Below are 25,027 nucleotides of genomic sequence, written 5' to 3'. Positions count from 1 at the left end.
ATGAATATAGATATATGGAAAGACCCGAGCAATCTTTCGAGCGACCGATTTCGTGCATTCCCCTCTCATTTCAGCCGAAATCTGCCATGATCGCCGGCCTGCGGCGATCTGGGTGCGATTGAGATAGGAAGTGACGTCCAATAGCCGTATATTATATGTGCCGCTATACGCGGCCACCGCATCCGTGCTTTATGCATCGGAAGCGGATCACGAGACTCGCTCTCTGATGACAAGAAGCTAAGGTATTGTTGGGAAGAACTTCGCTTGCATCCCACGTGGAGGCAGCCGGGTTCAGCAGCGTTAGACACTCCGCACTCCTGCCAGATACAGCCCCTTAACATCCTACGCAGCGCGTTTCACCATCAGTACTACTTACTATAAGGTTCCTATTTATGCCATTTTCAAAACTTGGTCTTTCAGACCAGCTCGTGCAGGGTATTCTTGCGACGGGTTACACAGCCCCCACTGAGATCCAGACGCGCGCGATACCCCTCGCTGTCGCAGGAAAAGACATCATTGGCTGCGCACAGACCGGGACGGGAAAAACAGCTGCTTTTGTGCTCCCCCTGTTGAACCATCTTACCAAAGGCCCGGCCCATCATACGCACAGGCACGTCAGAGCGCTCGTCCTTACCCCGACGAGGGAGCTTGCCCAGCAAGTTGAGGACTTCGTCACCACGTATGGTCGATTCACAACGCTTCAGAGCCTCTCAATCTACGGCGGTGTCAACATGGACAACCAGCTGAAGCGATTGCGCCGCGGCATCGATATCGTCATTGCTACTCCGGGCCGCCTCCTGGATCATATCAATCGAAAAACAATCGATCTCTCGCACGTCGAAGTGCTTGTGCTTGACGAAGCCGATCGCATGTTCGATATGGGCTTCATCAACGACGTTCGTACGATCATCGGAAAGACAGCCGCGAAACGCCAGACTCTTTTGTTCTCCGCCACGATGTCGAAGGAGATCAGGGCTCTGGTTGCCTCCATTCAGCACAATCCAGAGCTGATCGAAGTCGGTGAGCAACGGAAGCCTGTTGAGACGATTCGTCAGGTCTTCTATAGCGTCGAGCAGGACATGAAGCTGACGCTCCTGTTGCACATCCTAAGAACTGAAAAGATGGACAGCGTTCTTGTCTTCTCCCGCACCAAGCACGGTGCAGACAAGATTTCACGCCGCCTTGAAAAGAACGGTCTGAAATCTGTGGCCATTCATGCGAATCGGACTCAGGCCCAACGTCAACGGGCGCTTGCGGGATTCAAGCAGGGACAGTATACGGTTCTGGTGGCGACAGATATCGCTGCGCGCGGAATTGACGTCGAGGGCATATCCCATGTCATCAACTTTGATACGCCGGCGTTCGCTGAAGATTATGTCCATCGAATCGGACGGACTGGGCGTGCGACACACAGCGGTGATTCTCTTACGTTCGTTTCCAATCAGGAGCGAAAGTATGTGAAGAACATCGAATTCTTCGTCGGAAAGAAGCACGAACTGAAGCGCTACCCGGGATTCGAGCATATCAAGAAAGACGTTCCTCCCGCTTCATCTGGTGAAGGGACAACCCATAAGAAGGAGCCGGAAGAGCGTCGCCATCCGCGCCACACGGCCCGACCGCTGACCTCTACGAAGAACAAGAGAGACGGTAGAGACGGCAGGGACAGCCAGGGGAGCAGGGAAAACCGAAGCAGCAGAGATAGCAGAGACAGCCGAGGCAGCAGAGACAGCCGAGGCAGCAGGGACGGCGGAGGCAGCAGAGGAAGACGACCACAACCTTCGAATCAGACGGGCAAGCGCTACGAGACTCGTAAGGTGACGAACCAGTCTGTCACGCCGACGGTCAAAGATCAGGATTGGCGGAAGTTGATGGAAGAAGGAAAGAAGGACGAAGGGTTCGGAAAGAAGCTAAAGAAGTTCTTTAAACGGGCATAAGTCAAGCCTCGTGTCAGCTATGGATGATCTGTGGGGACGATGTGTCAATGCCCCCACAGAGAATCCGCACTCCGCATTCGCATCGTTTCCCCGCCGCAAGAGTGCTTCTCCCGCCTCTTACACTCCCGTAGATTCAATCGTATCGGAAAAACATCTCGAATGATCGCTCGTCGCCAGAAAGTGGATCCTGGCAGACGGTGATCAGGTCGGCTAACGTGTTTTTTCCGCGAGCTGCACGTGCGTCCAAACGTTGAAGGAGATGTTCGCACCACCGGGGCGATCGCCCCCTGGACCTGCGCCGCCGGGCATTCTTCCCCCGCGGCCGCCACCGACACCTCCTACACCGCCTCTGCCGCCTCCCACGCCACCTCGTCCGCCACCGCCTTCGCCGGCCCCTTCCGGACCTCCCATCCCGCCGGGTCTCTGCAAAGCGTTTGTTTCGAATCCGACTCCGATGGGCGCTCCGGGACGCGATTCAATTGCATAAGGGTGCGCTGAAGAGTACGCCAGCGGAATCTTCAATTCATAGACAAATCGCTCAGGTGCCGATGTCAGGTGCATTTCGATTCCTTGCCCCTGAAGTCTCGACACCATCTGAAGATCCTTCTCTGTCGGTCCAATGAACTCAAAATCGCTGAGCGCCTGGCGGTTCATTGCGTCAAATCTGTTGCCGCGCTGATCGGTTTCTTCATCATCGGGCTTCATCGGCATTGTTCCCATTCTCATCCCGATCGGAAACCTCACACCGAAGGTCTTCTTCTCTCCACCGTTGGGATCGAACCAGACCGTCATCCCCCTGAATATGATTTGCCGCCCGATATTCGGTTTGGACGAAATGACGCAAACATACAGAAACTCATTGTCGTTCATCACGCCGAACCTGATGTCGTCTTTCTGAACGAACAGAGTTGAATCTGACCATTCTTTCAGGTCTCCGTCGATCTGGATCTTGCGCTCGCTCCATTTGCTTGTCAGCTGTAACGATGAGCCGCATCCCTGGAGAAAGAGAACCACGGCAGCGGCAAACAAGAAGACCACTGCTGTGCAGGCAGTGCCCCTTTGTTCCAGAAGTCTATTCATTACTACCTCCGAATTAAGTCGTTTCCACAAATGTTGGACATAGTCGAGAGTCATTTCTTGCACACGAATACGTAGGCACAACCTTAGACGCAGGCCCCAGGCAAAAGTTTTGCGTAATGCTCTGGGCGGACTCATTTCCGGGAATCGATCCGAGTTCCACCAGACTCTGCCGATGGTGAGTTCTCCTCCGAAGGTCCGTTCTCAAGAGCGGATCATTTGCCTCTTTCTGTTGCCTTTCAGGTTGATCTGCAGTAGCTTTGTGCAAAGAACGTGAATCAGAGCAGGTGAATCGGCTCACTCAGGAACCAAAGGAACACACAATGGCCATAGTTCTGCAGGGATCAGGGCTCACTATTGAACAGCTCGTTCGTATCGCCCGGTATGGTGAGCCTGTCGAATTGCATCCAAATGCACTTGAAAGAATCAAAGCGTGCCGCGCGATGCTTGAGCAAAAGCTCCAGGCCAGGGAAATCATGTACGGCACGAATACAGGAATTGGAGAGTTTTCCGAAATCGTCCTGACGGATGAGCAGGTGAAACAATTCCAGAGATATCTCATCTACAATCACGCTGCAGGGATCGGCGAGCCTGCTCCTATCGAGTATGTTCGAGGGGCGATCGCAGGCAGGATCAACGTGCACGCCAGGGGAAGGTCAGGCTGCCGCCCCGAGATCACCCTTACCCTTGTTGAGATGTTGAACAAGGGAGTCACGCCAGTCGTGTGCCAGAAAGGTTCGGTTGGTGCGAGCGGTGATCTGGCACCGATGTCGCAGATTGCTCTTCTTCTGATGGGGGAAGGAGAAGCGTACTATCGTGGAGAACGAATGCCCGGGAAGGATGCCCTCGGGAAGGCGGGAATTCCAATCCCCGGTCTCCACGCCCGGGATGGTCTCGCAACGATCAACGGATCGAACCTGCTCACCGCGATGAGCGCCATCCATATCTACGACATCAACCGCTGGTTGAAGCAGGCAGAAATTGCGTGCGCAATGTCTCTCGAGGCCCTGTACGCGAACATGAAACCGTATGATGTTCGGTTGCACGAACTGCGGGGATTCCCCGGGGCGATTCGGAGTGCGCAAGCGATACTCGCTTGTATCAAGGGGAGCGACCTCCTCTCCGGGAGAATCAAGACGAAAGTACAGGATGCATATTCGATGCGCTCTTCACCGCAGGTCATCGGCGCGGCGCACGACGCAGTCGCACACGCCCGGAAGCAGGTTGAGATTGAGCTCAATGCGGTGGCCGACAACCCCATTTTCCTCCCGGAATACAACCTGACATTGACGGGGGCGAATTTCCAGGGGAGTCCGATTTCTCTTCCCATGGACATGGTTGGTGCGGCCGTTACGATGGTCAGCGTGTTGTCGGAGCGAAGGCTCAATCGGCTCCTGAATCCGGCTTTGAGTGTTGGCTTGCCCGCCTTCCTGACGAAGGGGGCCGGCATGTTTTCCGGATTCATGCTCAGTCAATACACCGCAGATACGTTGATCGTCGAGCAGCGCATGCTTTCCGCTCCGGCGTCGGTTGCGTCAATTCCGGCTGCAGCGGACCAGGAAGATTTCGTTTCCATGGGTATGAACACTGCGATCAAGAATGGACAGATACTTGACAACGCGAACGGCATTCTTGGCATAGAATTTCTCGCCGCGTCGCAGGCTCTCGATTTCCGCGAGTTCACGCCCGGTGTCGGTGTGAGGAAAGCCAGAGAAATTGTGCGGAAGCATGTCACTCATCTCGATGAAGATCGCCCGCTGTATCCGGATCACACGCTGATGCAGAAAGTCGTGCGATCGTGCGAGATTCTTGAAGAGGTTGAGAAAACTGTGGGTGCCCTGGAATCGTCCAATCTTCCTGAATTGTAAGATGCCCGGATCCAAGCATCGCCGAAAAGCAATACGCCTCAGAGGGTATGACTATAGTCAAGCTGGTGAGTATTTTGTCACAATCTGTGCGAAGGATCGCGAGCAAATCTTTGGGAGGGTCAATGCGGATAGAATGGTGCTCAATGGCTTTGGCGAGATCGTTGCCTCATGCTGGAAGGATCTTCCGAACCATTATCCATGTGTCCAGACGGACGAATTCGTGGTCATGCCAAATCACGTCCACGGCATTATTGTCATTACCGAATCCAATCTGGTAGGGGAAGGTTCGGAACCCTCCCCCCCCAGGCGTTATCCTTTGTCTGAAATCGTGCGCAGTTTCAAAACATTTTCAGCCAGACGGATCAACGAATTGCGCGGCACGCCTGGTCTTTCCGTTTGGCAACGGAATTATTTCGAGCACATTATCAGGGATGAACGGTCTCTTGAAAGAATCAGCGAATACATTGCCTCAAATCCGGAGAGGTGGCAAGCAGATCAGAACATCCTCGAACAAGGAGTGATTGACGAATTGTCATCTTGGATTAAACAAGAAGGCGCTAAACCTCCACGCCATTCATCCCGCACGTCAAAACTATGACCTCCCGAGAACGTGTTCTGACATCCCTCGATCATCGCGAACCGGATCGCGTTCCCGTGGATCTCTCCGGCCACCGGTCATCCGGCATCGCAGCCCTCCTGTATCCCAAACTGCGCCAGTATCTCGGTCTGCCTGCTCGTCCTGTTCGGGTCTACGACCCGATCCAGCAACTTGCGATTGTCGATGATGATGTGCTGGACCGGTTCGGAGTCGACACGATAGAACTCGGCCGCGGATTCGCGCTTCGGGACGAGGATTGGGCCGACTGGGTGCTGCCGGATGGTACGGCGTGCAAGATGCCGGTTTGGACACTGCCGGAGCGCGACGACAAACGATGGGTCATACGTTCGAAGAGCGGACGCGTCATCGCTCAGATGCCGGATCGCGCGCTGTACTTTGAGCAAACGTTCTATCCCTTCTATGAAAAAGACAACCTCGACGCAATTCAGGAAGCCCTCGCAGAATCGATGTGGACTGCTATCGCTTCTCCGCCGGGTCCGCTGGTCGATGGTCCCGCCGGTGACACCTTCTATCGTGAAGGCGCGAGACGTCTCCGATTGAGCACTGACCGCGCGATTCTGGGTCTGTTCGGCGGAAACCTCCTCGAGATGGGGCAGTTCCTCTATCGCAATGATGGCTTCCTACTGATGCTCGCAGAGGATCCTGACAGGGTCCACGCATTTCTCGATCGTATCGTCGAAATGCACTTGAAAAATCTCGAGCATTTTCTCGGCGTTGTGGGCGATTCGATCGACGTCATAGTCTTCGGGGATGATCTCGGTATGCAGAGCGGTCCACAAATTTCTCCTGCAATGTACCGTGAGTTCTTCAAACCGCGGCATAGGGTAATGTGGGAACGGGCAAAACAGCTCGCCCCTGTGAAGGTGATGCTGCACTGTTGCGGTGGTGTGAAGGAGCTTCTTCCCGACCTCATTGATGCAGGGCTCGATGCCATCAACCCCGTCCAAATTGCCTGCAGCGGCATGGATGTGAGCGCCCTCAAATCGGAATTTGGCAGCGAGATGGTCTTCTGGGGTGGAGGGTGCGACACACAGCGCATTCTGCCGCTGGGAACACCGGAAGAAATCGAGATGCATGTGAAAAGACAAGTCAACATCCTCAAGCATGGGGGTGGCTTCGTGTTTCAGCAGGTTCACAACATCCTGGCTGACGTCCCGCCGGAGAATGTTGTCGCGATGTTCGACGCCGTACATGAGATCGGGTGATTTGATCATTACACTTTCTTCGGGAGCAAACCATGCAACGCAACATTCCAGTTCTTACCGTCTGCGAAAAGACGCTCGCTGAAGCATACGAGAAAGCGCTCATACAGTTGTACAATCATGGTGTTCGGTTCAAAACGCAGTACGACAAGCCGGACGACCCGCTCAGCATCGACTCCACGATGGATATAACAATTCTCGAACCGTTTACTGATCCGATGATCCACAAAGCCTTCCCGGGAGGGATCGATGACCTGAAGGAATACTCCATGGAACTGATGGGGGCGAAGGACCATTGGGTCAAGAACATGAACGATCCGGATGACACGAGGTGGGAATATACGTATCACGGACGTCTCGCGGCGTACGGGGCATGGAAGGAATTGGCGGGGGGGAAGTCGCAACAGGTTGGATTCTTCACGGTGAATCAGATCGAGGCCGTAGTTGAGAAACTCGCGAAGCAGCCGTTCACGCGCCAGGCCCAAATGATTACGTGGATGCCGAATCTCGACGTCAGCTGCTACGACCCTCCGTGTCTCCAGTCTCTTTGGTACAGAATCCTGGAAGATGAAGAAGGCGTCTGGTGGCTGAACTGCAATGTGCGGTTCCGGAGCAACGACGCATGTGGTGCGAACTTCATGAACATGTTCGGCTTCAACCAGTTCAACAAGGAAATCGTTGCCGCGGGTATCGCAGCGAAGACAGGAAGGAAAGTGGAGCTGGGAAGGATGAACTGGCACGCCGACTCGTTTCATATCTACGGGAAGGACATCGATAGCGCCCGACGTATGCTCTTCGATCGTGTGGAGACCATGAGTTTCGAGGAGAGAGTGTACAATTTCCACGATGACTTCATTCAGGAAATGTACAACGGCACATTGAGATTCACCGATCGTATCATTTCCTCAACTATTTACGTTTCTTCTGCCGGTGGATCGAGGAGTTTGGGCAGCCCCATCGCCTGGTGTTCGGTATCGAGCACGCAACTTCCCTACAACCATTACACTGCATCCAGGAATCGTGTGACCATCAGATCAATCAGTATTTTCCTCATTCTCCTCATCGCCTGCGGCTCTGCCTTTGCCCAGCCCGTCCCCTCCACCATCAGCCTCACCGGACCTTGGAGATTCAAGATCGATTCCACCGACATCGGCATCGCGGACAAGTGGTTTCTAGGCAGCATTCCTGAAACTATCATTCTCCCCGGCTCGATGGCACAGAACGGGAAGGGGAACGACGTCAGTGTCAACACAAAGTGGACGGGCGGCATCGTCGACAAGTCATGGTTCACCGACAAGAAATATGAGAAATACCGCCAGCCGGGAAACGTCAAAGTTCCATTCTGGCTGAATCCTGTCAAAACGTACGTGGGTGCCGCGTGGTATCAAAAGAGTGTAGTTATCCCCGCTGAATGGCAGGGGAAACTAATCTCCATTTTCCTCGAACGCTGTCATTGGGAAACGCAACTCTGGGTTGACGACCGGGAAGTCGGAACGCAGAACAGCCTCGGCACTCCGCACGAGTACGACCTCACCAAGTACCTTACGCCGGGAAAACACCGCATTACCATTCGCATCGACAACCGCATCAAAGATATCGATGTGGGAAGAAATGCACACAGCGTCACAGACCATACGCAGACGAACTGGAACGGGATCACGGGAAGAATTGAACTTCGTACTTTCCCGCCTGTCCACATCGTCAACGTCACTGTTATCTCGCACATCCATTTGAAGAGCGTCACCGTTCGTGTCAGGATCGAAAGTGCGTCGACGGGTTTTGCAGGAGGTATCCTCCGATTATCGGCAAAACTGATAAGCCGAACAGGCAAACCCAAACCGGTTGAAACGTCCTCCTTCATGACCAGTTCGGGACATAATTCCGTCACGCATGATGTCGAACTCAAGATGGGACCTGATGCCCTGCTCTGGGATGAATTCAACCCCAACGTGTACACTCTGAACGTGACATTCGACGGGGGCGGCAAAGAACTTCAGGACAAGCGGACTGTTCAATTTGGCCTGCGAGAGTTCCGCGCTGAAGGGACACGTTTCGTCGTCAACGACCGACCTGTATTTTTGCGCGGGACTCTCGAGTGCGCAATCTTCCCGAAGACCGGATATGCCCCCACAGACATCCGGGAGTGGACAAGAATCTTCAAGACCTGCAAGGCGTACGGCTTGAACCATGTCCGCTTCCACTCCTGGTGTCCCCCCGAAGCCGCATTCGAGGCTGCAGACCAGCAAGGCATCTATCTCTACGTTGAATGCTGTGCCTGGACAACTGTCGGCGAAGGGAAACCGTTCGATATCTGGTTGTACCAGGAGAGCGAGCGAATCGTTGCAGCATATGGAAATCATCCATCGTTCTGCATGATGTCGTACGGGAATGAACCGTCGGGAAGCAATCAGGCAAAATTCTTTGGAGAGTTCGTCAAATATTGGAGACAGAAGGACTCGCGTCGGGTCTATACAAGCGGCGCAGGGTGGCCGCAGATTCCGGAAAGCGATTTCCACGTGACAGATGCGCCTCGCATTCAACTCTGGGGTGCCGGGCTCTCAAGCATCATCAACAAAGAAGCGCCGCAGACTGCGTACGATTTCCGACAGGTCATCACGAAATATGACAAGCCTGTTGTGAGCCACGAGATCGGGCAATGGTGTGCGTATCCAAACTTCAAAGAAATCAAGAAATACACCGGCGTCCTGAGGGCTAAGAATTTCGAGATCTTCAAAGCATCGCTTGAGCAAAATCACATGGGAGATCAGGCGCACGATTTCCTGATGGCCTCCGGCAAGCTTCAGGTGCTATGTTACAAAGCTGACATTGAAGCCGCTCTGCGAACTCCCGGGATGGCGGGATTCGAACTTCTCGATCTGCACGATTTCCCCGGACAAGGAACCGCGCTTGTCGGAGTCCTTGACCCCTTCTGGCAGGAAAAAGGATATGTGACGGCGAAGGAGTATTCGAGATTCTGCAATCCGACGGTTCCACTCGCTCGCTTGCAGAAAATGACATTTCTGAACGACGAGCAATTCGCGGCCGAGATCGAAGTAGCGCATTTCGGCCCGGAACCACTTACACGTATTACTCCTCATTGGAGAATCCGAAACGCGTCGGGAAAGCTCATGGCAGAAGGGATTCTGAAGGAGGCCGATATACCGATTGCGAACGCGGTCGCTCTTGGAAGCATGCGCCTCTACCTCGACGGATGGCCCACGGGCAAGATGAACTTCGAAGTGTCTGTTGGGCAGTTCTCCAACGATTGGGATTTCTGGGTCTATCCGTCGAAACTGGACAGCGTCAGGGCGGCAAATTTCCTCGTGGCGGAGAAACTTGATCCGAGCGTGGAGGAAGCGCTCAGCGCAGGAAAGAGCGTTCTCCTTCTTGCCGATACGAGCCTCGTCAGGTCCGATGTCCCGCCGGGTTTCTCATCCATCTTCTGGAATACGGCGTGGACGTCCAAGCAACCGCCTCACACGCTTGGAATACTCTGTGATCCCAAGCAACCGGCATTCAGGGCGTTCCCGACAGACTTCCACACGAACTGGCAGTGGTGGGATTTGATCACGAAGTCGCGTGCGATGATACTTGATTCTCTCCCGCCGGGAGTCCGACCAATGGTTCAGGTCGTGGATGATTGGTTCACCAACAGACGCCTCGGCTTGGTCGTCGAAGTAAGAGTCGGAAATGGAAAACTGTTGATTTGCAGCATCGATCTGAAGACCGATCTCGAAAAACGACCTGTTGCGCGGCAGCTTCGCTTCAGTCTCGAACAGTACGTCTCCAGCAAGGAGTTTGCTCCGAAGCAATCGATCTCTCTCTCAGAACTACGGAGATTGTTCAATTAGAGGCGGAACCAAAAAGAGAATCATGATCCTGCGGTCAGACTGACGGCGTTTCTCTTTTCGACAAATGAAAACCCCATCGTTATCCTGAGCGCAGTCTTCCCCGCCCCTCTTTGGGCGGCAACTATAGAGCGAACATGCTGACTACGGCACAGATACTAATCTTCCTGGCGAGAAGGCTCTCAAGGCATACGAGGTTCGTGTCGTTGCTCGCTCTTCTGTGCCTCGCCGCACTTCAATCCGCAGCCCAACAAGCCTGGTTGTGGCAAAATCCGTTGCCGCAAGGGAACACGCTGAGAGGTGTTCATGCCGTCAACGCTAATGTCGTTTACGCCGTAGGAGATGCTGGCACTGTGATGAAGACGACCAACGGTGGCTCGACATGGTCGGTTCTGTCGCCTGGAACTCTCGCCAACCTCAACGGAGTCTGGTTCGTTGATGCTGCAAGAGGGTTCGCCGTTGGAGACTCAGGCACGATTCTTCGAACGACGGACGGCGGCGCGGCATGGTCGCCGCAAGTCAGCGATGTGAAGGATCCATTCTACGCCGTCGCATTTGTCGGGGCCGACACAGGTACCGCAGTTGGGTATCCGGGAATAATTCGTCGAACGACCGATGGCGGACGGACTTGGGCGACCCAGTTTGGTGGATCGGCAAGTTACTTCCTGGCAGTGTCCTTCGTCGACGGGAACAAAGGCATCATTGTTGGATCGGCCGGGACGATCCTCCGCACAACAAACGGCGGAGCAAGCTGGAGCCGTCGATTAAGCGGGACGACGAATCGGCTCTACGGTGTCTCATTCAATGACGCGAACAATGGAATAGCCGTCGGTGATTTCGGCACCATTCTACGGACGACTGACGGTGGCGCCAGCTGGTCTTCACAGCAAAGCGGCACTCTCAATCATTTGTACTCGGTCCGTTTCATCAATGCTTCCACGGGCATTGTTGTTGGAGATGCCGGACTCGTTCTCCGAACAACCGACGGAGGCCTTACCTGGGTGCTGCAATCTATGGGAGCGGCGTCATGGTTTTCCAGTGTATCGTTCACGAGTTCGGTTCTCGGCACTGCGGTGGGACCGTATGGAGCGATCTATCGCACAACCGACGGCGGCGTCATGTGGGCTGCCCAGACACCAGCGCCAAGGAGTTCGTTCTACGGAGCGAGCTTCACCGGAACATCGACTGGGGCCATTGCCGGATACAATGGCGCAATGCTACGCACGGACGACGGTGGGGCAACCTGGGTTCCTCAACGGACAGGGTCAACTGATGATCTCACGGCGATTGCGTTCGCAGACCGGAGCACGGCGGTAGCAGTCGGAAGGTCGGCAAGCATCGTACGCACCACGAATGGCGGTCTCACATGGTCGAGGAGCGCGTGGGGCTCGACTCTCTCCGGTGTATCGTTCGGATCGTCGACCACCGGTGTGATCGTCGGCCGGATCTTAACACTGACGGGTGAAGACCGAACACATATTCTGCGCACAACGAATGCTGGAAGTTCATGGTTCGTCCCGCCCGCCCCGAAAGTGGCCCGGACTCATTGGTTGCAATCGGTCTCCTTCAGCAATGCGAATGTCGTGACTGCGGTGGGTGACAGCGGCAGCATCCTTCGTTCGGCGGACGGAGGACAAACCTGGCTGCTCCAGGCGGGACTGTGGCCGGGAGAGGATCTGCCATATGTAGTTCCTGTTGTCACATTTCTTCGTCTGCGCAGCGTATCATTTGCAGACACGATCAGGGGGATTGTCGTGGGTGATTCTGGACTGATCCTTCGTACGACCGACGGGGGTTCTTCGTGGAAGGCACAACAAAGTGGTACGACAAGAAGGTTGTACGGAGTGCGAATGACCGATGCGCAACAGGCAATCGCCGTTGGAGACAGTGGCACGATTATCCGCTCGGATGATGGTGGCGTGACGTGGATCCCGCAATGGGGCGGCACAACGAATTCATTGTATGCTGTCGCATCTGCCGGTCCCAACAAAGGTTTTGCCATTGGCGATGGAGGCACCATCCTGGGATCTTCGCCGGGGATGGTTACTTCCATCCAAAATGAAGCCCATAGTCAGACGTTACCGAGTGAAATCGTATTGTCGCAGAACTATCCGAACCCGTTCAATCCAACAACAGCTATTAGCTATCAGCTAATAGCTAGTAGCTTCGTTACGCTTAAAGTCTTCGATGTGCTCGGTCGCGAAGTAGCGACACTAGTCGACGGAAGAATCGAAGCTGGCGCACACACGGCTGTCTGGAACGCTTCGGGGTTTGCAAGTGGAGTTTACTTTTACAAGCTCCAAAGTGGAGAGTCAGTTCTCGTTCGGAAACTCATGCTTTTGAAGTAGGTCCAGGGCTGTGAACAAAGAAGAGCTGTCATTCCCGCTTGTTGTTGGCGGCCTGCCCGCCGAACCAAAGCTCTGCATTGGGCAGGCGGGGGAATCCAGACCGCGCGGCCTGGACTCCCGATTGAAGCATTCGGGAGTGACAATCGTTCTTGATTTGAGCTTCTGGAGCCCATTCACAAGCCCCCCCGCTGTTGTCCGACAGTTGGACTGTCGGACCTGGGCCCACTTCGACAGTTTAACTATCGAAGAACCGCATCCTTTTTTACACGCTACACGCAAGGGTCTAAAATGCTTAGCCCCAACGTGACCCAGTCTCGCTCGAATTTCACCATCCTTGGTTCATGTATTTTCGTTGGTCTTCTATCGGCTTGCAACCAACCCTTCGATCCCCGGGGAGATCTGGATAAGAAGCTTGTCGTCTTTTCGATCCTTTCCACCGATCGTGATGTCCAATTCGCTCGAGTTGAGAGGACCTACCTGCCTGCCGGCTACGACCCGGGAGCTGATACGACGGACAAAACAATTCGAAACGCGGTCGTCACGATTGGCCAGGGGGGACTGACGCTTCGTCTCAGGGATACAACGCTCACGAGATCTGACCCCAACGAGAATGATATTCTGCTGAGAGCGTATGTTGCAAGTTCGTTCAAGCCAAATCATGGAGGTTCATATATTCTAAGAGTTGAGGCAGATGGATTTGGGCCGGTGTCGGAGTCAGTTCTGGTGCCGATGAAACCGGCCCTCGATATAGATCCCATCTCACAGGCTGTGTTGGATCGACCGGCAAAATATGAAAAGGACGCGAGCATCATGCTTTCGACGACATTGGGATACGGGGCCTACGGCTACCGAATTCGGCTTTTTGTGGACTATGAGGTATTGAAGGGGACTGAGTGGGTAGAGGAACGTGTTGAAATCCCGACTGCATTTACTTTGCCAAACAGCGAGGACTACTCATACGTCAACTATCCAAATTTCACGCGCAGCTCTGCAAACAATCGGGCAAGCGGGAACCACAAGAACAATGTGTACTCTCGCACCCTAATAGAGGTTGCATACAGAAAGTATGGCTCGACAAAAATCATTTTCAATCGAGCCGTGGTTCAGCTCCTCCAGGCTGACCGGAACCTCTATCGCTACTATTTGGCGACCCACTCATACGGGGACCCGCATTCAATTCGCCTTGATGAACCGATCTTCTCGGGCGTCGCAGGTGGTGTTGGCGTGATGGGCGCATACACGTTGGACTCCCTGGTGCATATTCTGCCGGAGAATTTCGCTTATAGTCATTATTGATTACGCCGAACAGGAACATTCGAAAGGCCAATGCGACACACCGAAAAAATGACATCCCGCGAACGGGTCATCAAAGCCCTCAATCATGAGGAACCCGATCGCATCCCCATCGACCTTGGCGGATTTCAAACGGGGATCCACAAGAAAGCCTACAGCTCGCTCCTGGATCACCTCGGCTTCCAGGAAGAGATCCGAACGCTTGATCCGGTCCAGCAGCTGGCGATCCCTTCGGAATCCATTCTTCAGAAATTCCACGTCGACATCCGCTACGTCACAGCCCACGGGCCGGATGGATTCAAGGGTAATATTGAACTTCATGTCAGGGATGGAAGGCGCTGGCACGATCTGAAGGACGAGTTTGGGATCGTCTGGTCAATGCCCGACGACCAAATGCTCTACATGGACATTTCCCATCATCCGCTCGCCACGGCGAGTTTGCGAGATCTCGAATCGTATCCGTTTCCGGATGGGGGCAATCCGACCCGGTTCTTCGGCGTCCGCGAGCATGCGCTCTCGATGCGTAACACTACGCCATATGCCCTCTCGAGCGGAATCTCAGGCGTGACGTACGAGATCTGCTGGTATTTGCGCGGGATGGAGCAATGGTTCGCTGACGTGCTCGAGGATCGCGTGTTCTGCGAAGCACTTCTCGATCGCACGTCTCACTACTGGGTGGAGTGGATGAAAGGTTTCCTTGGCGAAGTGGGAGATGTGCTGGATATCATCATGATTGGAGACGATCTTACTGGTCAGGACGGTCCGATGTTTTCACCCCAGTTCTATCGGGACGTTGTCCGTCCGCGTCAGCAGAAGGTCATCGACACGATCAAAGAGCGCACGAAGGCAAAGATTTGGTATCACACATGCGGTGATTGTTCGGTCTACATTCCCGACCTCATTGAGATGGGTGTCGACATACTGAACCCCGTTCAAATCAACACACGGGGAATGGATCCGAAGGCGCTGAAATTGAAGTATGGTAAAAACCTCGTCTTCTGGGGAGGAGGAATCGATTCCCAGCGCGTTCTGCCGTTCGCATCTCCTGAGGTAGTTCGGCTGGAGGTGAAGAAGAACGTGGAAATCTTCAGGCCTGGCGGTGGATACATCTTCAACAACGTGCACAACATCCAGCCTGGTGTGCCTCCTGAAAATATTGTGGCGATGTACGAAGCTGCTCATGAATTTGGATTCTATGACTAGAACTCATCTCAAGAATCCTCACGCAAAGCCGCCCCCGACAAGAACGTCGGGGCAAGCAAGACAGCAAAGCTGGTTTTTTGGATCCAGCTTAGCCCCTTGGTGTGTGTGCGTGAGATCATCCGCCGTGGGAAAGGTCTTTGTAAGATGAGTTCAAGCAGGTGGACGAAAAAGCAGAAGCAAAGCGAAAGTCAGCCCGTTAGAAGATTGAGAAGGGATCAGACGTTTGCAGCTCTGCAGTTTCCCAATTACCGCCTCTGGTTTCAGGGACAGATAGTCTCACTCTTCGGTACGTGGATGCAGACCACGGCTCAGGGGTTCTTGATCTATGAGCTGACCCATTCTCCCGCCTATCTCGGCTATGTCGGATTTGCATCCGGGATTCCCGCCTGGCTCCTGACGCTGTATGGCGGCGTTGTCGCCGACCGAATGTCGCGCCGCAAGCTGATGATCATCACGCAAACGGCCATGATGCTGTTCGCGTTTATACTCGCCGCCCTGACTTTCCTGCACGTTGTCCAGCCCTGGCATGTTGTCCTTCTTTCGTTCGGACTGGGCACTGCCAATGCGTTCGATGCTCCGGCCCGCCAGGCATTCGTTGGTGAGATGGTCGACAGCGAATATCTGACCAACGCAATAGCGCTCAATGCGACGATGTTCCACACGGCCACGGCGATTGGTCCTGCGGTTGCCGGGATAACATACGCGTTATTTGGTCCGGCATGGTGCTTCACAATCAATGGCGTTTCGTTCATTGCTGTCATCATCGCGCTGCAGATGATGAAGCTCAAGCCGCATGTCCCACCTGCTGAGGGTGAGGGAGAAGGAAAATTCAAAGAGGGGATTCTCTACGTTGTTCGTCACGACCTCATACGCGTGATTATCGGCATTGTCGCATTGAACAGCTTGTTCACGCTTTCGCTCACGACGCTGATCCCTGCCTGGTCCGTGACCATCCTCGGCGGTGATGCGACGACGAACGGTTTTCTCAACTCGGCCCGCGGTATGGGTTCACTGATGGGGGCGCTGGTGATCGCGACGCTTGGGCGGATTACGTATCGTGGGAAACTGGTGACGTTTGGAACGTTCCTTGCTCCCGTACTCCTGCTCGTGTTCGCCACCATTCACTGGCTGCCTGCTTCATACGTGGTGATGGCCGGCATCGGCGTAGGAACAATCATGGTGATGAATCTCGCGAACGCACTCGTCCAGACCTCGACACCCGAACACCTCCGTGGTCGTGTGATGGGAGCTTACACATGGATCTTTTTCGGCTTCATGCCTATCGGTGCACTTTGGTCCGGTGAGCTGGCGGCCCGGTTCGGTTTGGCCGAAACAGTCATCATCAACGGGTTGATCGCACTCGCAGCAGCTGTCGCAATTTGGGTGTTTTACCCGAAGCTGCGAAAGCACTGACACGGGGTCTGGTGCAGAAAGTCAAATTCAAGTATGTCGATAACCTGAAACTCGGCGTCTTGATACTTGACAACTGAAAAAGATCATCCAAGGGGCGATCTCCGAATTTCTTTCGATGATCCTGGTGGCGATCGGTCCTTCTCTTGCCCAGGTGGCCCATCTCGATATTTGCGCGCCCGATTGCAGCGGATCTGCAAGGTAATAGAGCCTTTTTAGTCTCATTCTCCTGCTAAGGTTTCTTCCTTAGATCTTGCCCAGACGGAATATGGCTTTTTCCTGCGGATGCTTTCTCTGCCTCGCTGTCCCGTAATCGACACCGGAATCCCGCTGTTCAACTAATGGAACAGGGCAGATTCTTGTCGGTACTTCCCGCAACAGGTTCTTGTCGGTACTTTCCGCGATTGACTTTGTCACGCGAAATGTGGAGAATTGTACCGTATCAAGCGCCGTCCGATGACCCACCCGGGTCGTTACTCGAGGTCCGATGCACTGATCCAGTTCCTGCCATAGCATTGCTGCATTCACACGCAGTCCCGATTCTCATCAAAGGAAAAACCTATGATCGGGGCGATCATCTCTCACTACAAAATCCTCGAGAAGCTCGGTGGTGGGGGGATGGGCGTTGTCTACAAAGCCGAGGACATTACCCTCAAGCGCATTGTGGCGCTAAAATTTCTTCCGTCTGAACTGACCTCCGACCAGCAAGCCAAAACCCGTTTTCTCCACGAAGCGCAGGCAGCGTCCAAGATCGAGCATCCGAATATCTGTGCTGTTCATGATATCGGGCAGACAGACGATGGAGACACGTACATCGTAATGTCGTTCTATGAAGGGGAGACGCTGAAGAAGAAAATCGCCCGCGGGCGATTGAAAGCGGAACAGGCACTCGAGCTCGCTGCGCAGATCGCAGACGGCCTCGCCAAAGCTCACGCCGCAGAGATCATCCACCGGGACATCAAGCCGGCAAACGTGCTCGTGACGAAAGAAGGAATTGCCAAGATCCTCGACTTCGGTCTGGCAAAACTCAAAGGCGAAACGAAACTGACGCAAACAGGAGCTACAGTCGGTACGCTTTCGTACATGGCCCCCGAACAGGTTCAGGGCCAGGAGAGCGACGCGCGGTCAGACATTTGGTCGCTCGGTGTTCTTCTCTACGAGATGCTCACCGGCAATCCGCCGTTCAAGGGGGAACACGAAGGGGCATTGTTGTACGAGATCATGAGTGCCGATCCACCGCCTCTGACCAACGGTACATCGGACATCGATCCGGAGATACAGCAGCTTGTGACGAAGTGCCTCGAAAAAGATCCTGAGGAGCGGTATCAGGCCGTGAAGGATGTCTCCGTTGATTGCCGGCACATCAAGCGGGAGATGAAGACGTTAAGGCAGATGAGCGGATCGTACTCCCACACAGGGCGTGGAGACAGCCCGTCGCTTTCAAAGATGTATCCTGGTTCCAGATCGCCAAGATATCGATCCCGGCAGACATGGATGGCAATCTCGGCGGCGTTGCTCTGCATCGTCATCTATCTTACGTTTCGCGAACTCTCCAAGGAAACCAAAGAAACACCATTTCCCATTTTGGGGGAACTAACTAGGCCTGAGAACTGCCAGTTCTATTTTGTTGGTGCGCATGCCGGGCCTCCGGCGTTATCGCCTGACAGTCGTCGCATCGCGTACGTGATACGCCAGCGCAATGACCTAAAATACCTGTGGATTCGCAAGACCGATGAGCTCGTAGGTCGAGCCCTGAACAATACAGAAGGCGCGTCGTACCCGTTCTGGTCACCTGATGGTCAGTCTATCGGCTTCTTCTCGGGCTCAATGCTGAAGAGAATCGACGTCGAGAGTGGGGTGGTCAAAGACATATGCGTCGCAAACTACGGTCTCGGTGGATCTTGGAACAGAGACGGATTGATACTCTTTGCTTCTTCCCGAAGCGAGCCCATCTATACCGTTTCAGAACATGGAGGAAATGTCGTAGCAGTAACGGAACGCGATTCTGCAAAAAAAGAAATTTACCATCAATATCCTTCTTTCCTCCCTGATGGCGTTCATTTCTTTTTCCTGGCCAGAACAATTTTTACGGGCTTGGGCCCAAATCCGGATGAAATCTGTGTAGGATCGATTCGATCAAGAGAACGAAAGACAATTCTCAAAGCGACATCAAACGCTGTATTTTCCAACGGTTTCTTGCTGTATCAGAATATGAACAACAGGAACTTGATGGCAGTCCCCTTCGACCTTGGAGCACTTTCGATTTCAGGAGAGAGCATTCCTATTGCGGAGGTGCAGATAAACGGTGTGGATGGTGGGGGAGTGTTTGCAGCGTCAAATAGTCCAACGCTCATCTACCAAAAACCGCCGACTTCGTCGATGACTCGACTAGTTATTTACGATCGGACCGGCAGAGAAATTGGTGCTGTAGGAGGCAGAACCATGACGGGGGGGCCGAGTGTCTTTGGACAGCGAGCTGCGTACTGCGATGTAAGGTTCAGTCCAGACGGAAACAAGGTTGCATATGCGGTTGTCGATTCGCTGGAAGGGCTCCCTCATATCTGGACCTATGACCTTCTAACCTTCGAAAAGAAACGAGTCGCGTACAGTAAAGGGCAAGACCGACTCCCGGTCTGGACGCGCGATGGAAAGGAAATGTTCTTTTGTTCTAACCGCAATACATTGTCAAAAAACTGCGGAGGAGGTGCAGCGTTTGAACTCTACCGAAAAAGCCTCTTATCAGGAGCACAAGAAGTTCTGATACCAGCGTGGGCACAGTACTGTTCAATACAACCCTTCGATTGCTCTCCGGATGGACGGTATCTTGCTTTTGTCGGCAGCGCCAATCAACTACACCCAGGGAATCAGAGCGACATCCTAACGCTTAGTATGGATGGCAAGAACACGATCCGACCATTCTTGGAGTTTGAGGAAAACGAATGGGATCCGAGGTTCTCGCCGGATGGGAAATGGATGGCTTTTTGTTCTGAACAAACAAAGCAGAGTGAAATCTACGTGACTCCTTTCCCGGGACCTCTAAACCCGGAGCCAATCTCCTTCCAAGGTGGTCAGGAACGGACGGGGGGGAGGGGGCCTCGTTGGGCTAGTAACGGCACAGAGATATTCTATCTCACCCTCGACTCCAAACTTGTGGTCGCGCAGGTGAAACCAGCTGGCCCTACAATGCAGGCCGTGAACGTCACTCCACTGTTCAGGGTCAGTGCGCCCTCGTATGCGGGGAATTACGACGTATCCCGTGACGGATCGAAAATCATCGTTAATTCGTTTGACGAGTCGAGCGGTCCGACGGTGATTCTGAATAATTGGACAGAGCTCCTCAAGAAACGATAGGCGATTTGCTGAATCAAGTATCCTATGCCCCAGCTCCTCATCCTCGTTTTCGATGAGGAGCTTTTTTTTGATGTCCGGTGAAATGCACAACTGGTCCCAGTATTGCCCCTCAGGGAACAGATACCGGAAGATATTCGTTGATCATTATACCTGTCGTTCTGAAGGAATCCATGTGACATATAGAAACCTGTGCATACCGGGTATCGTTCTTCTCGTGTCTGTGCTCCTGACCGCTTCGGGCTGCAGCAACAGCCCTGCGGCGCCGGACAGTGGCTCCGATACCAGGTTCACGTACCGTGACCCGTACGCGTGGCCCACTTCCTCGCCGACAGTTCAGGGCCTCGATACTGCAAAAGTCTCCCTGGCGCTCAAAGAGACCAAAGCAAATCCGTTCATCCTCAGTCTTCTCGTCATCAAGAATGATACACTCGTCGTTGAATATTACAGCCGATTTCAGAAGGAGAACGACTACGAGATTCATTCGGCATCGAAGAGCTTTACCTCCGCCCTGTTGGGGATAGCTATCGACAAAGGAATTATCCGGTCAGCGCAGGAGAGGGTGCTCAGCTACTTTCCCGACTTCGACACGACAGGCATCGACCCGCGAAAGCGAAACTGGACGCTTGAACACTTCCTCACGATGAAGAGCGGCATCGATTGGAACGAGACAGCTGACCATACGTCGCTGTACAGCGACAACGTCAACTGGATGTACACGACTCTCAAGCTTCCCCTCAAATATGCACCCGGGGAACAATTCCTCTACACCACTCCGAACGTCAACCTTCTGTCCGGAATCATCACACGGGCATCCGGGATATCCTCGTATGACTTCGCAGAACGATATCTGTTCACTCCCCTGAAGATCTCTGTCCGGGCCTGGTTGAAGGATCCGCAGGGCGTGTATGCAGGCGGCACGGGGATGAGTTTCACCCCCCGCGATCTCGCCCGGTTGGGGCAGCTCTACCTCCACAACGGAATGATCGACGGCACGCAAATCGTCTCCCGGCAATGGATTCAGCAGACGCTTGTCCCGCGCAACAGTGCGAACCACGCATGGGGCGACCTTCCATCAGTGAACTATGGATATCTCTGGTGGAATAACTACGATTCCAGGGACTCGATCTTCATGGCAGCCGGGTTCGCCGGTCAGTTTGTCTTTGTTATCCCGGCGAAGAACATGATTATCGTAACGATCGGAGACGACAACGTGACCACCGAGCAGGCAAGCTACTTCGAGACTGTCATGATCGGTATCCTGAAGAAGTACTTTTTCTGACTTCAGCGCGGGCACCGGCGGCTGCGGTTGCCTTTCAACAAAAACTCTGCTAGCTTCGCTTCTGAACCATCGATTGTACCAACCCTATCACCGCTGCAAATTCTTGTTCTACGCTGTAGTCGGATGACGACGTAGTCTGCGCAAGATCGTATCCATGAGCTCACCGGCTTCTTCAGCGAATCGGATCAGGAACGGGAGGATACCGTGAACGCATTCCGAAGCACCGTTGTCTTGATGTGTGTTGCAGGGTTGACCCTCGGGTATGCTCAAGGGCCAAAGACTATTCAGCTGCCCGCCCCTCAGCAGGAAATTGGCAAGCCGCTCATGCAAGCGCTCAAAGCGCGTCAGTCGTCGCGGATCTTCGATTCGAAACCTCTCCCGCTTCAGGAACTGTCGAATCTTCTCTGGGCGGCGTATGGCATCAACCGTCCGGAGTCTGGGAAAAGGACGGCGCCGTCTGCGATGAACTGGCAGGAAATTGACATCTACGTGGCTCTGCCGGAAGCGATGTATGTGTACGAAGCGAAATCTCACATTCTTGCGCCGGTTGTCGCGAAGGATCTTCGTGAAGCGACGGGGAAGCAGCCATTTGTCAAAGACGCGCCGGTAGCATTTGTGTATGTTGCCGACGCAGCCAGGATGAAAAACGCGTCGGAAGAGGACAGGGCCTTGTACAGTGCAGCAGACGCTGGTTTCATTGCTCAAAATGTGTACCTTTATTGCGCGTCACAAGGGCTCTCGGTCGTCGTCCGGGGGCTGGTCGACCGTCCCTTGCTGGCAAAAGAAATGAACCTGCGGCCCGAGCAAAGAATCCTGCTTGCGCAGACAGTGGGATATCCGAAGCCATGAACGATTGCCGGCTTCTTGCTTCGAGAGGTATGATGAGAATTCGGACATCAACACAGAGAAAGGACTGATCGCATGCACCTACAGCTCGTCGATTGGATCATTGTCGCTGCGACACTCGTTGTCTGTTTTCTGCCGGCATTGTTTTTTGGCAGGCGTGCGGGGAAAAGCACCTCGGAGTTCTTCGCCTCCGGCAGAGCTGTGCCTTGGTGGCTGGCCGGTCTCTCCATGGTTGCCACGACATTCAGCAGCGACACGCCGAACCTCGTGACGGATATTGTCAGGCGCAACGGTGTTGCGGGGAACTGGGTCTGGTGGGCATTCGTGCTGACAGGTGTTGCAACCGTTTTCTTCTACGCGCGGCTGTGGCGGCGATCTGGAGTGATGACCGATCTGGAATTCTACGAGCTCCGGTACTCAGGCAAGGCCGCGAGCCTCGTCCGCGGCTTTCGTTCGGTCTACCTGGGTTTCTTCTTCAATTGCATGATCATGGCGTCGGTCAACCTTGCGGCCTGCAAGATCGCGGCCATTCTGTTTGGCATGGAACGGTGGCAAACCTTGTTGTTTGTGGGGGCGCTCAATGTCGTGTTCGCGACACACTCGGGCCTCTGGGGCGTACTCGTGATTGACATGGTGCAATTTTTCATCAAGATGACCGCAGTGATTGCCGCCGCGTACTTTGCGGTCAACCTGCCGCAGGTCGGCGGCTTGACCGGCCTTGTCGACAAGCTCTCCACAATCAAAGGACCCGGCGGACTGAATTATCTTAACATCCTGCCTGATTTCACGAACAACTGGGACATGGCGATTGCGATTTTCATCATGCCGATCGCCGTCCAATGGTGGGCTGTGTGGTACCCCGGTGCAGAGCCGGGAGGCGGAAGCTACATTGCACAGCGGATGCTTGCTTCGAAATCTGAAAAAGACGCACTCGGAGCGGTGTTGTTTTTCAACATCGCGCACTATGTTCTGCGCCCATGGCCGTGGATTCTGACGGGGTTGGCATCCATCATCGTCTATCCGCAATTGTCCGATATCCAGGCTGCGTTTCCAAATCTCGATCCCAAACTTCTGGGTCACGACATCGCTTTTCCGGCGATGCTCAAGTTCCTGCCCGTCGGGTTCATCGGTTTGATGGTGGGGGGATTGATCGCGGCCAACTCATCTACGATCCTCACTCATTTGAACTGGGGAGCATCATACCTTGTCCACGACTTTTATCGGCGGTTCATCAAGAAGGACGCCACGGAGAAACACTATGTTTTTGCCGGACGGATGGGAACCATCATACTGTTCTTCTCAGCCTCGGGGATGGTGTTCCTGCTCGACACGGCAAAAGACGCATTCGACATCATACTCCAGGTGGGCGCCGGCACGGGCTTGCTGTACCTTGTCCGTTGGTTCTGGTGGCGCATCAACGCCTGGTGCGAAGTTGTGGCAATGGTAAGTTCCTTCGCTGTATCCATCGCCCTTTTGATCCTTGCCAGGAACGGCATCCACTTCTCGACACATGCCGCGTTGTTGGTCACCATCGCCTTTACAACGGTTTGCTGGCTTGTCACAGTGTACGTCGGTCCGGAGACCGATCGCAAAACGCTCATTGATTTCTACAAGAAAGTCCGCCCCTTCGGTCCTGGCTGGAAGAGAATACGCGCAGAAGCAGGTGTGTCAGAGGCGGAAGCGCGGGCAACACATGAGAACATTCCCATGGCTTTGCTCGGATGGGTCGCCGGGAGCGCCGCCATCTGGTCCGCCCTCTTTACCGTGGGGAACTTCCTCTACGGACGAACCGAGACTGCTCTCATGCTCCTTGCGGTCTTTGTGGTAAGTGGATCCGCGCTGCTCTACGTTGTCAACAGGCTTTGGTCAGACAAGGGGTTTGTGGAGCAATCATAGCGCTCGCATTGAGAAGCCGCTTCATAATTCATTGTTGGGAGCCGGATATTGTCCGCCAGAGGCGCCAGCCCGCCCATTGAGTTCTTGAGGCTGGCGGGGATGCGCCTGCGGCGTAGACATTCACTGGAATGTCCAATTTCGAACATCGAACCTCAGAATTTCGAAGGATCGGTCTGCAAGTAACTCCCCTCTCACCGGTCTAATTAAAAGCACCACCGAAGGAGCAGACACGAGAAACGGCCGACATGCCTCCGAGAAGATCTCATTGCAACCTGCTGGTTCATCGAAATCGCGGGAAGGGGAAGGAATGCCTTCCTTCGAGGAGATCTATCTCTCCTACGGTGAACGCGTGTTGAATCTGCTCCATCGGTTCACTTCGCGGGAACAGGTTGCACGTGATCTCCAGCAGGACGTGTTCATCAAAGTGTATGAGCACATTGGGTCGTTCGAAAACCGATCACAGATTTATACCTGGATCTACAGGATCACCGTCAATCATGCCCTCAATTACCTCAAGCGTGAACGCCGCAATGTCTGGTTCGATCTGATGGACGAGAGCGTCGGGGAACTTCTGACGCACGAGAAGATCGAAACAGCGGGTTTCGGCAGAAGTGAGGTTCCTCGCCCCGATCAAATTCTCGAGGACCAGGAGCGGGCGGCACTTACCCAACAGGCCATCGACGCCCTTCATCCGAACCACAAGATCCCGTTTGTTCTGTTCAAGGATGAACACCTCTCCTACGACGAGATAGCCAGGGTGCTCAATATCAGCCACAGCGCGGTGGAAACGCGCATTCACAGAGCCCGCAAAGCGCTTATAAAGAAACTCGGTCCCCTGATTCGCTAAAAGACA

15 protein-coding genes are annotated in these 25,027 nt (G+C 54.0%); 14 read left to right on the top strand and 1 reads right to left on the bottom strand.

Annotated features, from left to right (window positions below):
* The first annotated feature begins 392 nt into the window (after positions 1-392).
* Positions 393-1,934, top strand: coding sequence for a DEAD/DEAH box helicase (locus NTU47_11060; protein MCX6134341.1), 1,542 nt, complete (start codon positions 393-395; stop codon positions 1,932-1,934).
* Positions 1,935-2,144: 210 nt separating this feature from the next.
* Here NTU47_11060 and NTU47_11055 read toward each other — a convergent pair whose 3' ends face one another.
* A complete protein-coding gene (locus NTU47_11055) occupies positions 2,145-3,014 on the bottom strand; it encodes a hypothetical protein (protein ID MCX6134340.1) in 870 nt (289 codons plus the stop codon).
* A 320-nt stretch (positions 3,015-3,334) separates the two neighbouring features.
* On the opposite strand from NTU47_11055, the gene NTU47_11050 reads away from it, so the two are divergent.
* From NTU47_11050 to NTU47_10990, 13 genes are all read left to right on the top strand, one after another.
* On the top strand, positions 3,335-4,879 hold the full coding sequence (locus NTU47_11050; GenBank protein MCX6134339.1) for an aromatic amino acid ammonia-lyase: 1,545 nt from the start codon (positions 3,335-3,337) through the stop codon (positions 4,877-4,879).
* Positions 4,880-5,012: 133 nt separating this feature from the next.
* A complete protein-coding gene (locus NTU47_11045) occupies positions 5,013-5,477 on the top strand; it encodes a transposase (protein ID MCX6134338.1) in 465 nt (154 codons plus the stop codon).
* Positions 5,474-6,703, top strand: coding sequence for a hypothetical protein (locus NTU47_11040; GenBank protein ID MCX6134337.1), 1,230 nt, complete (start codon positions 5,474-5,476; stop codon positions 6,701-6,703). Before NTU47_11045 ends, NTU47_11040 begins: the two co-directional genes overlap by 4 nt.
* Positions 6,704-6,735: 32 nt before the next feature.
* A complete protein-coding gene (locus NTU47_11035) occupies positions 6,736-10,551 on the top strand; it encodes a thymidylate synthase (GenBank protein ID MCX6134336.1) in 3,816 nt (1,271 codons plus the stop codon).
* A 134-nt stretch (positions 10,552-10,685) separates the two neighbouring features.
* Complete coding sequence (locus NTU47_11030; GenBank protein ID MCX6134335.1) at positions 10,686-12,896, top strand: YCF48-related protein; 2,211 nt, start codon at positions 10,686-10,688, stop codon at positions 12,894-12,896.
* Positions 12,897-13,184: 288 nt separating this feature from the next.
* A complete protein-coding gene (locus tag NTU47_11025; protein MCX6134334.1) occupies positions 13,185-14,192 on the top strand; it encodes a DUF4249 family protein in 1,008 nt (335 codons plus the stop codon).
* A 30-nt stretch (positions 14,193-14,222) separates the two neighbouring features.
* A complete protein-coding gene (locus tag NTU47_11020; protein ID MCX6134333.1) occupies positions 14,223-15,392 on the top strand; it encodes a hypothetical protein in 1,170 nt (389 codons plus the stop codon).
* 144 nt (positions 15,393-15,536) lie between these two features.
* Positions 15,537-16,805, top strand: coding sequence for an MFS transporter (locus NTU47_11015; GenBank protein MCX6134332.1), 1,269 nt, complete (start codon positions 15,537-15,539; stop codon positions 16,803-16,805).
* 558 nt (positions 16,806-17,363) lie between these two features.
* A complete protein-coding gene (locus NTU47_11010) occupies positions 17,364-20,153 on the top strand; it encodes a protein kinase (GenBank protein MCX6134331.1) in 2,790 nt (929 codons plus the stop codon).
* 172 nt (positions 20,154-20,325) lie between these two features.
* Complete coding sequence (locus NTU47_11005) at positions 20,326-21,432, top strand: serine hydrolase (GenBank protein ID MCX6134330.1); 1,107 nt, start codon at positions 20,326-20,328, stop codon at positions 21,430-21,432.
* A gap of 204 nt (positions 21,433-21,636) precedes the next feature.
* The gene (locus tag NTU47_11000; protein MCX6134329.1) at positions 21,637-22,281 is read left to right on the top strand and encodes a nitroreductase family protein; all 645 of its coding nucleotides are present in this window, start codon (positions 21,637-21,639) and stop codon (positions 22,279-22,281) included.
* Positions 22,282-22,353: 72 nt separating this feature from the next.
* Positions 22,354-24,174 carry a Na+:solute symporter gene (locus NTU47_10995; protein MCX6134328.1) on the top strand — a complete coding sequence of 607 codons (1,821 nt, stop codon included), beginning with the start codon at positions 22,354-22,356 and terminating at the stop codon, positions 24,172-24,174.
* 307 nt (positions 24,175-24,481) lie between these two features.
* Positions 24,482-25,021, top strand: a complete 540-nt coding sequence (locus NTU47_10990; protein ID MCX6134327.1) for a sigma-70 family RNA polymerase sigma factor — start codon at positions 24,482-24,484, stop codon at positions 25,019-25,021.
* Positions 25,022-25,027: the final 6 nt, after the last annotated feature.

It is taken from the genome of Ignavibacteriales bacterium, from assembly GCA_026390595.1.
Classification (GTDB): domain Bacteria; phylum Bacteroidota; class Ignavibacteria; order UBA10030; family UBA10030; genus UBA9647.
The sequence above is the reverse complement of the archived record's forward strand: the minus strand, read 5'-3'. Positions and strand labels throughout refer to the sequence as shown.

Bases quoted from the DNA above. Each gene is read 5' to 3' on its own strand.
- NTU47_11060 (MCX6134341.1), top strand. From the start codon at position 393: ATGCCATTTTCAAAACTTGGTCTTTCAGACCAGCTCGTGCAGGGTATT.
- NTU47_11055 (MCX6134340.1), bottom strand. From the start codon at position 3,014: ATGAATAGACTTCTGGAACAAAGGGGCACTGCCTGCACAGCAGTGGTC.
- NTU47_11050 (MCX6134339.1), top strand. From the start codon at position 3,335: ATGGCCATAGTTCTGCAGGGATCAGGGCTCACTATTGAACAGCTCGTT.
- NTU47_11045 (MCX6134338.1), top strand. From the start codon at position 5,013: ATGGTGCTCAATGGCTTTGGCGAGATCGTTGCCTCATGCTGGAAGGAT.
- NTU47_11040 (MCX6134337.1), top strand. From the start codon at position 5,474: ATGACCTCCCGAGAACGTGTTCTGACATCCCTCGATCATCGCGAACCG.
- NTU47_11035 (MCX6134336.1), top strand. From the start codon at position 6,736: ATGCAACGCAACATTCCAGTTCTTACCGTCTGCGAAAAGACGCTCGCT.
- NTU47_11030 (MCX6134335.1), top strand. From the start codon at position 10,686: ATGCTGACTACGGCACAGATACTAATCTTCCTGGCGAGAAGGCTCTCA.
- NTU47_11025 (MCX6134334.1), top strand. From the start codon at position 13,185: ATGCTTAGCCCCAACGTGACCCAGTCTCGCTCGAATTTCACCATCCTT.
- NTU47_11020 (MCX6134333.1), top strand. From the start codon at position 14,223: ATGCGACACACCGAAAAAATGACATCCCGCGAACGGGTCATCAAAGCC.
- NTU47_11015 (MCX6134332.1), top strand. From the start codon at position 15,537: ATGAGTTCAAGCAGGTGGACGAAAAAGCAGAAGCAAAGCGAAAGTCAG.
- NTU47_11010 (MCX6134331.1), top strand. From the start codon at position 17,364: ATGATCGGGGCGATCATCTCTCACTACAAAATCCTCGAGAAGCTCGGT.
- NTU47_10995 (MCX6134328.1), top strand. From the start codon at position 22,354: ATGCACCTACAGCTCGTCGATTGGATCATTGTCGCTGCGACACTCGTT.
- NTU47_10990 (MCX6134327.1), top strand. From the start codon at position 24,482: ATGCCTTCCTTCGAGGAGATCTATCTCTCCTACGGTGAACGCGTGTTG.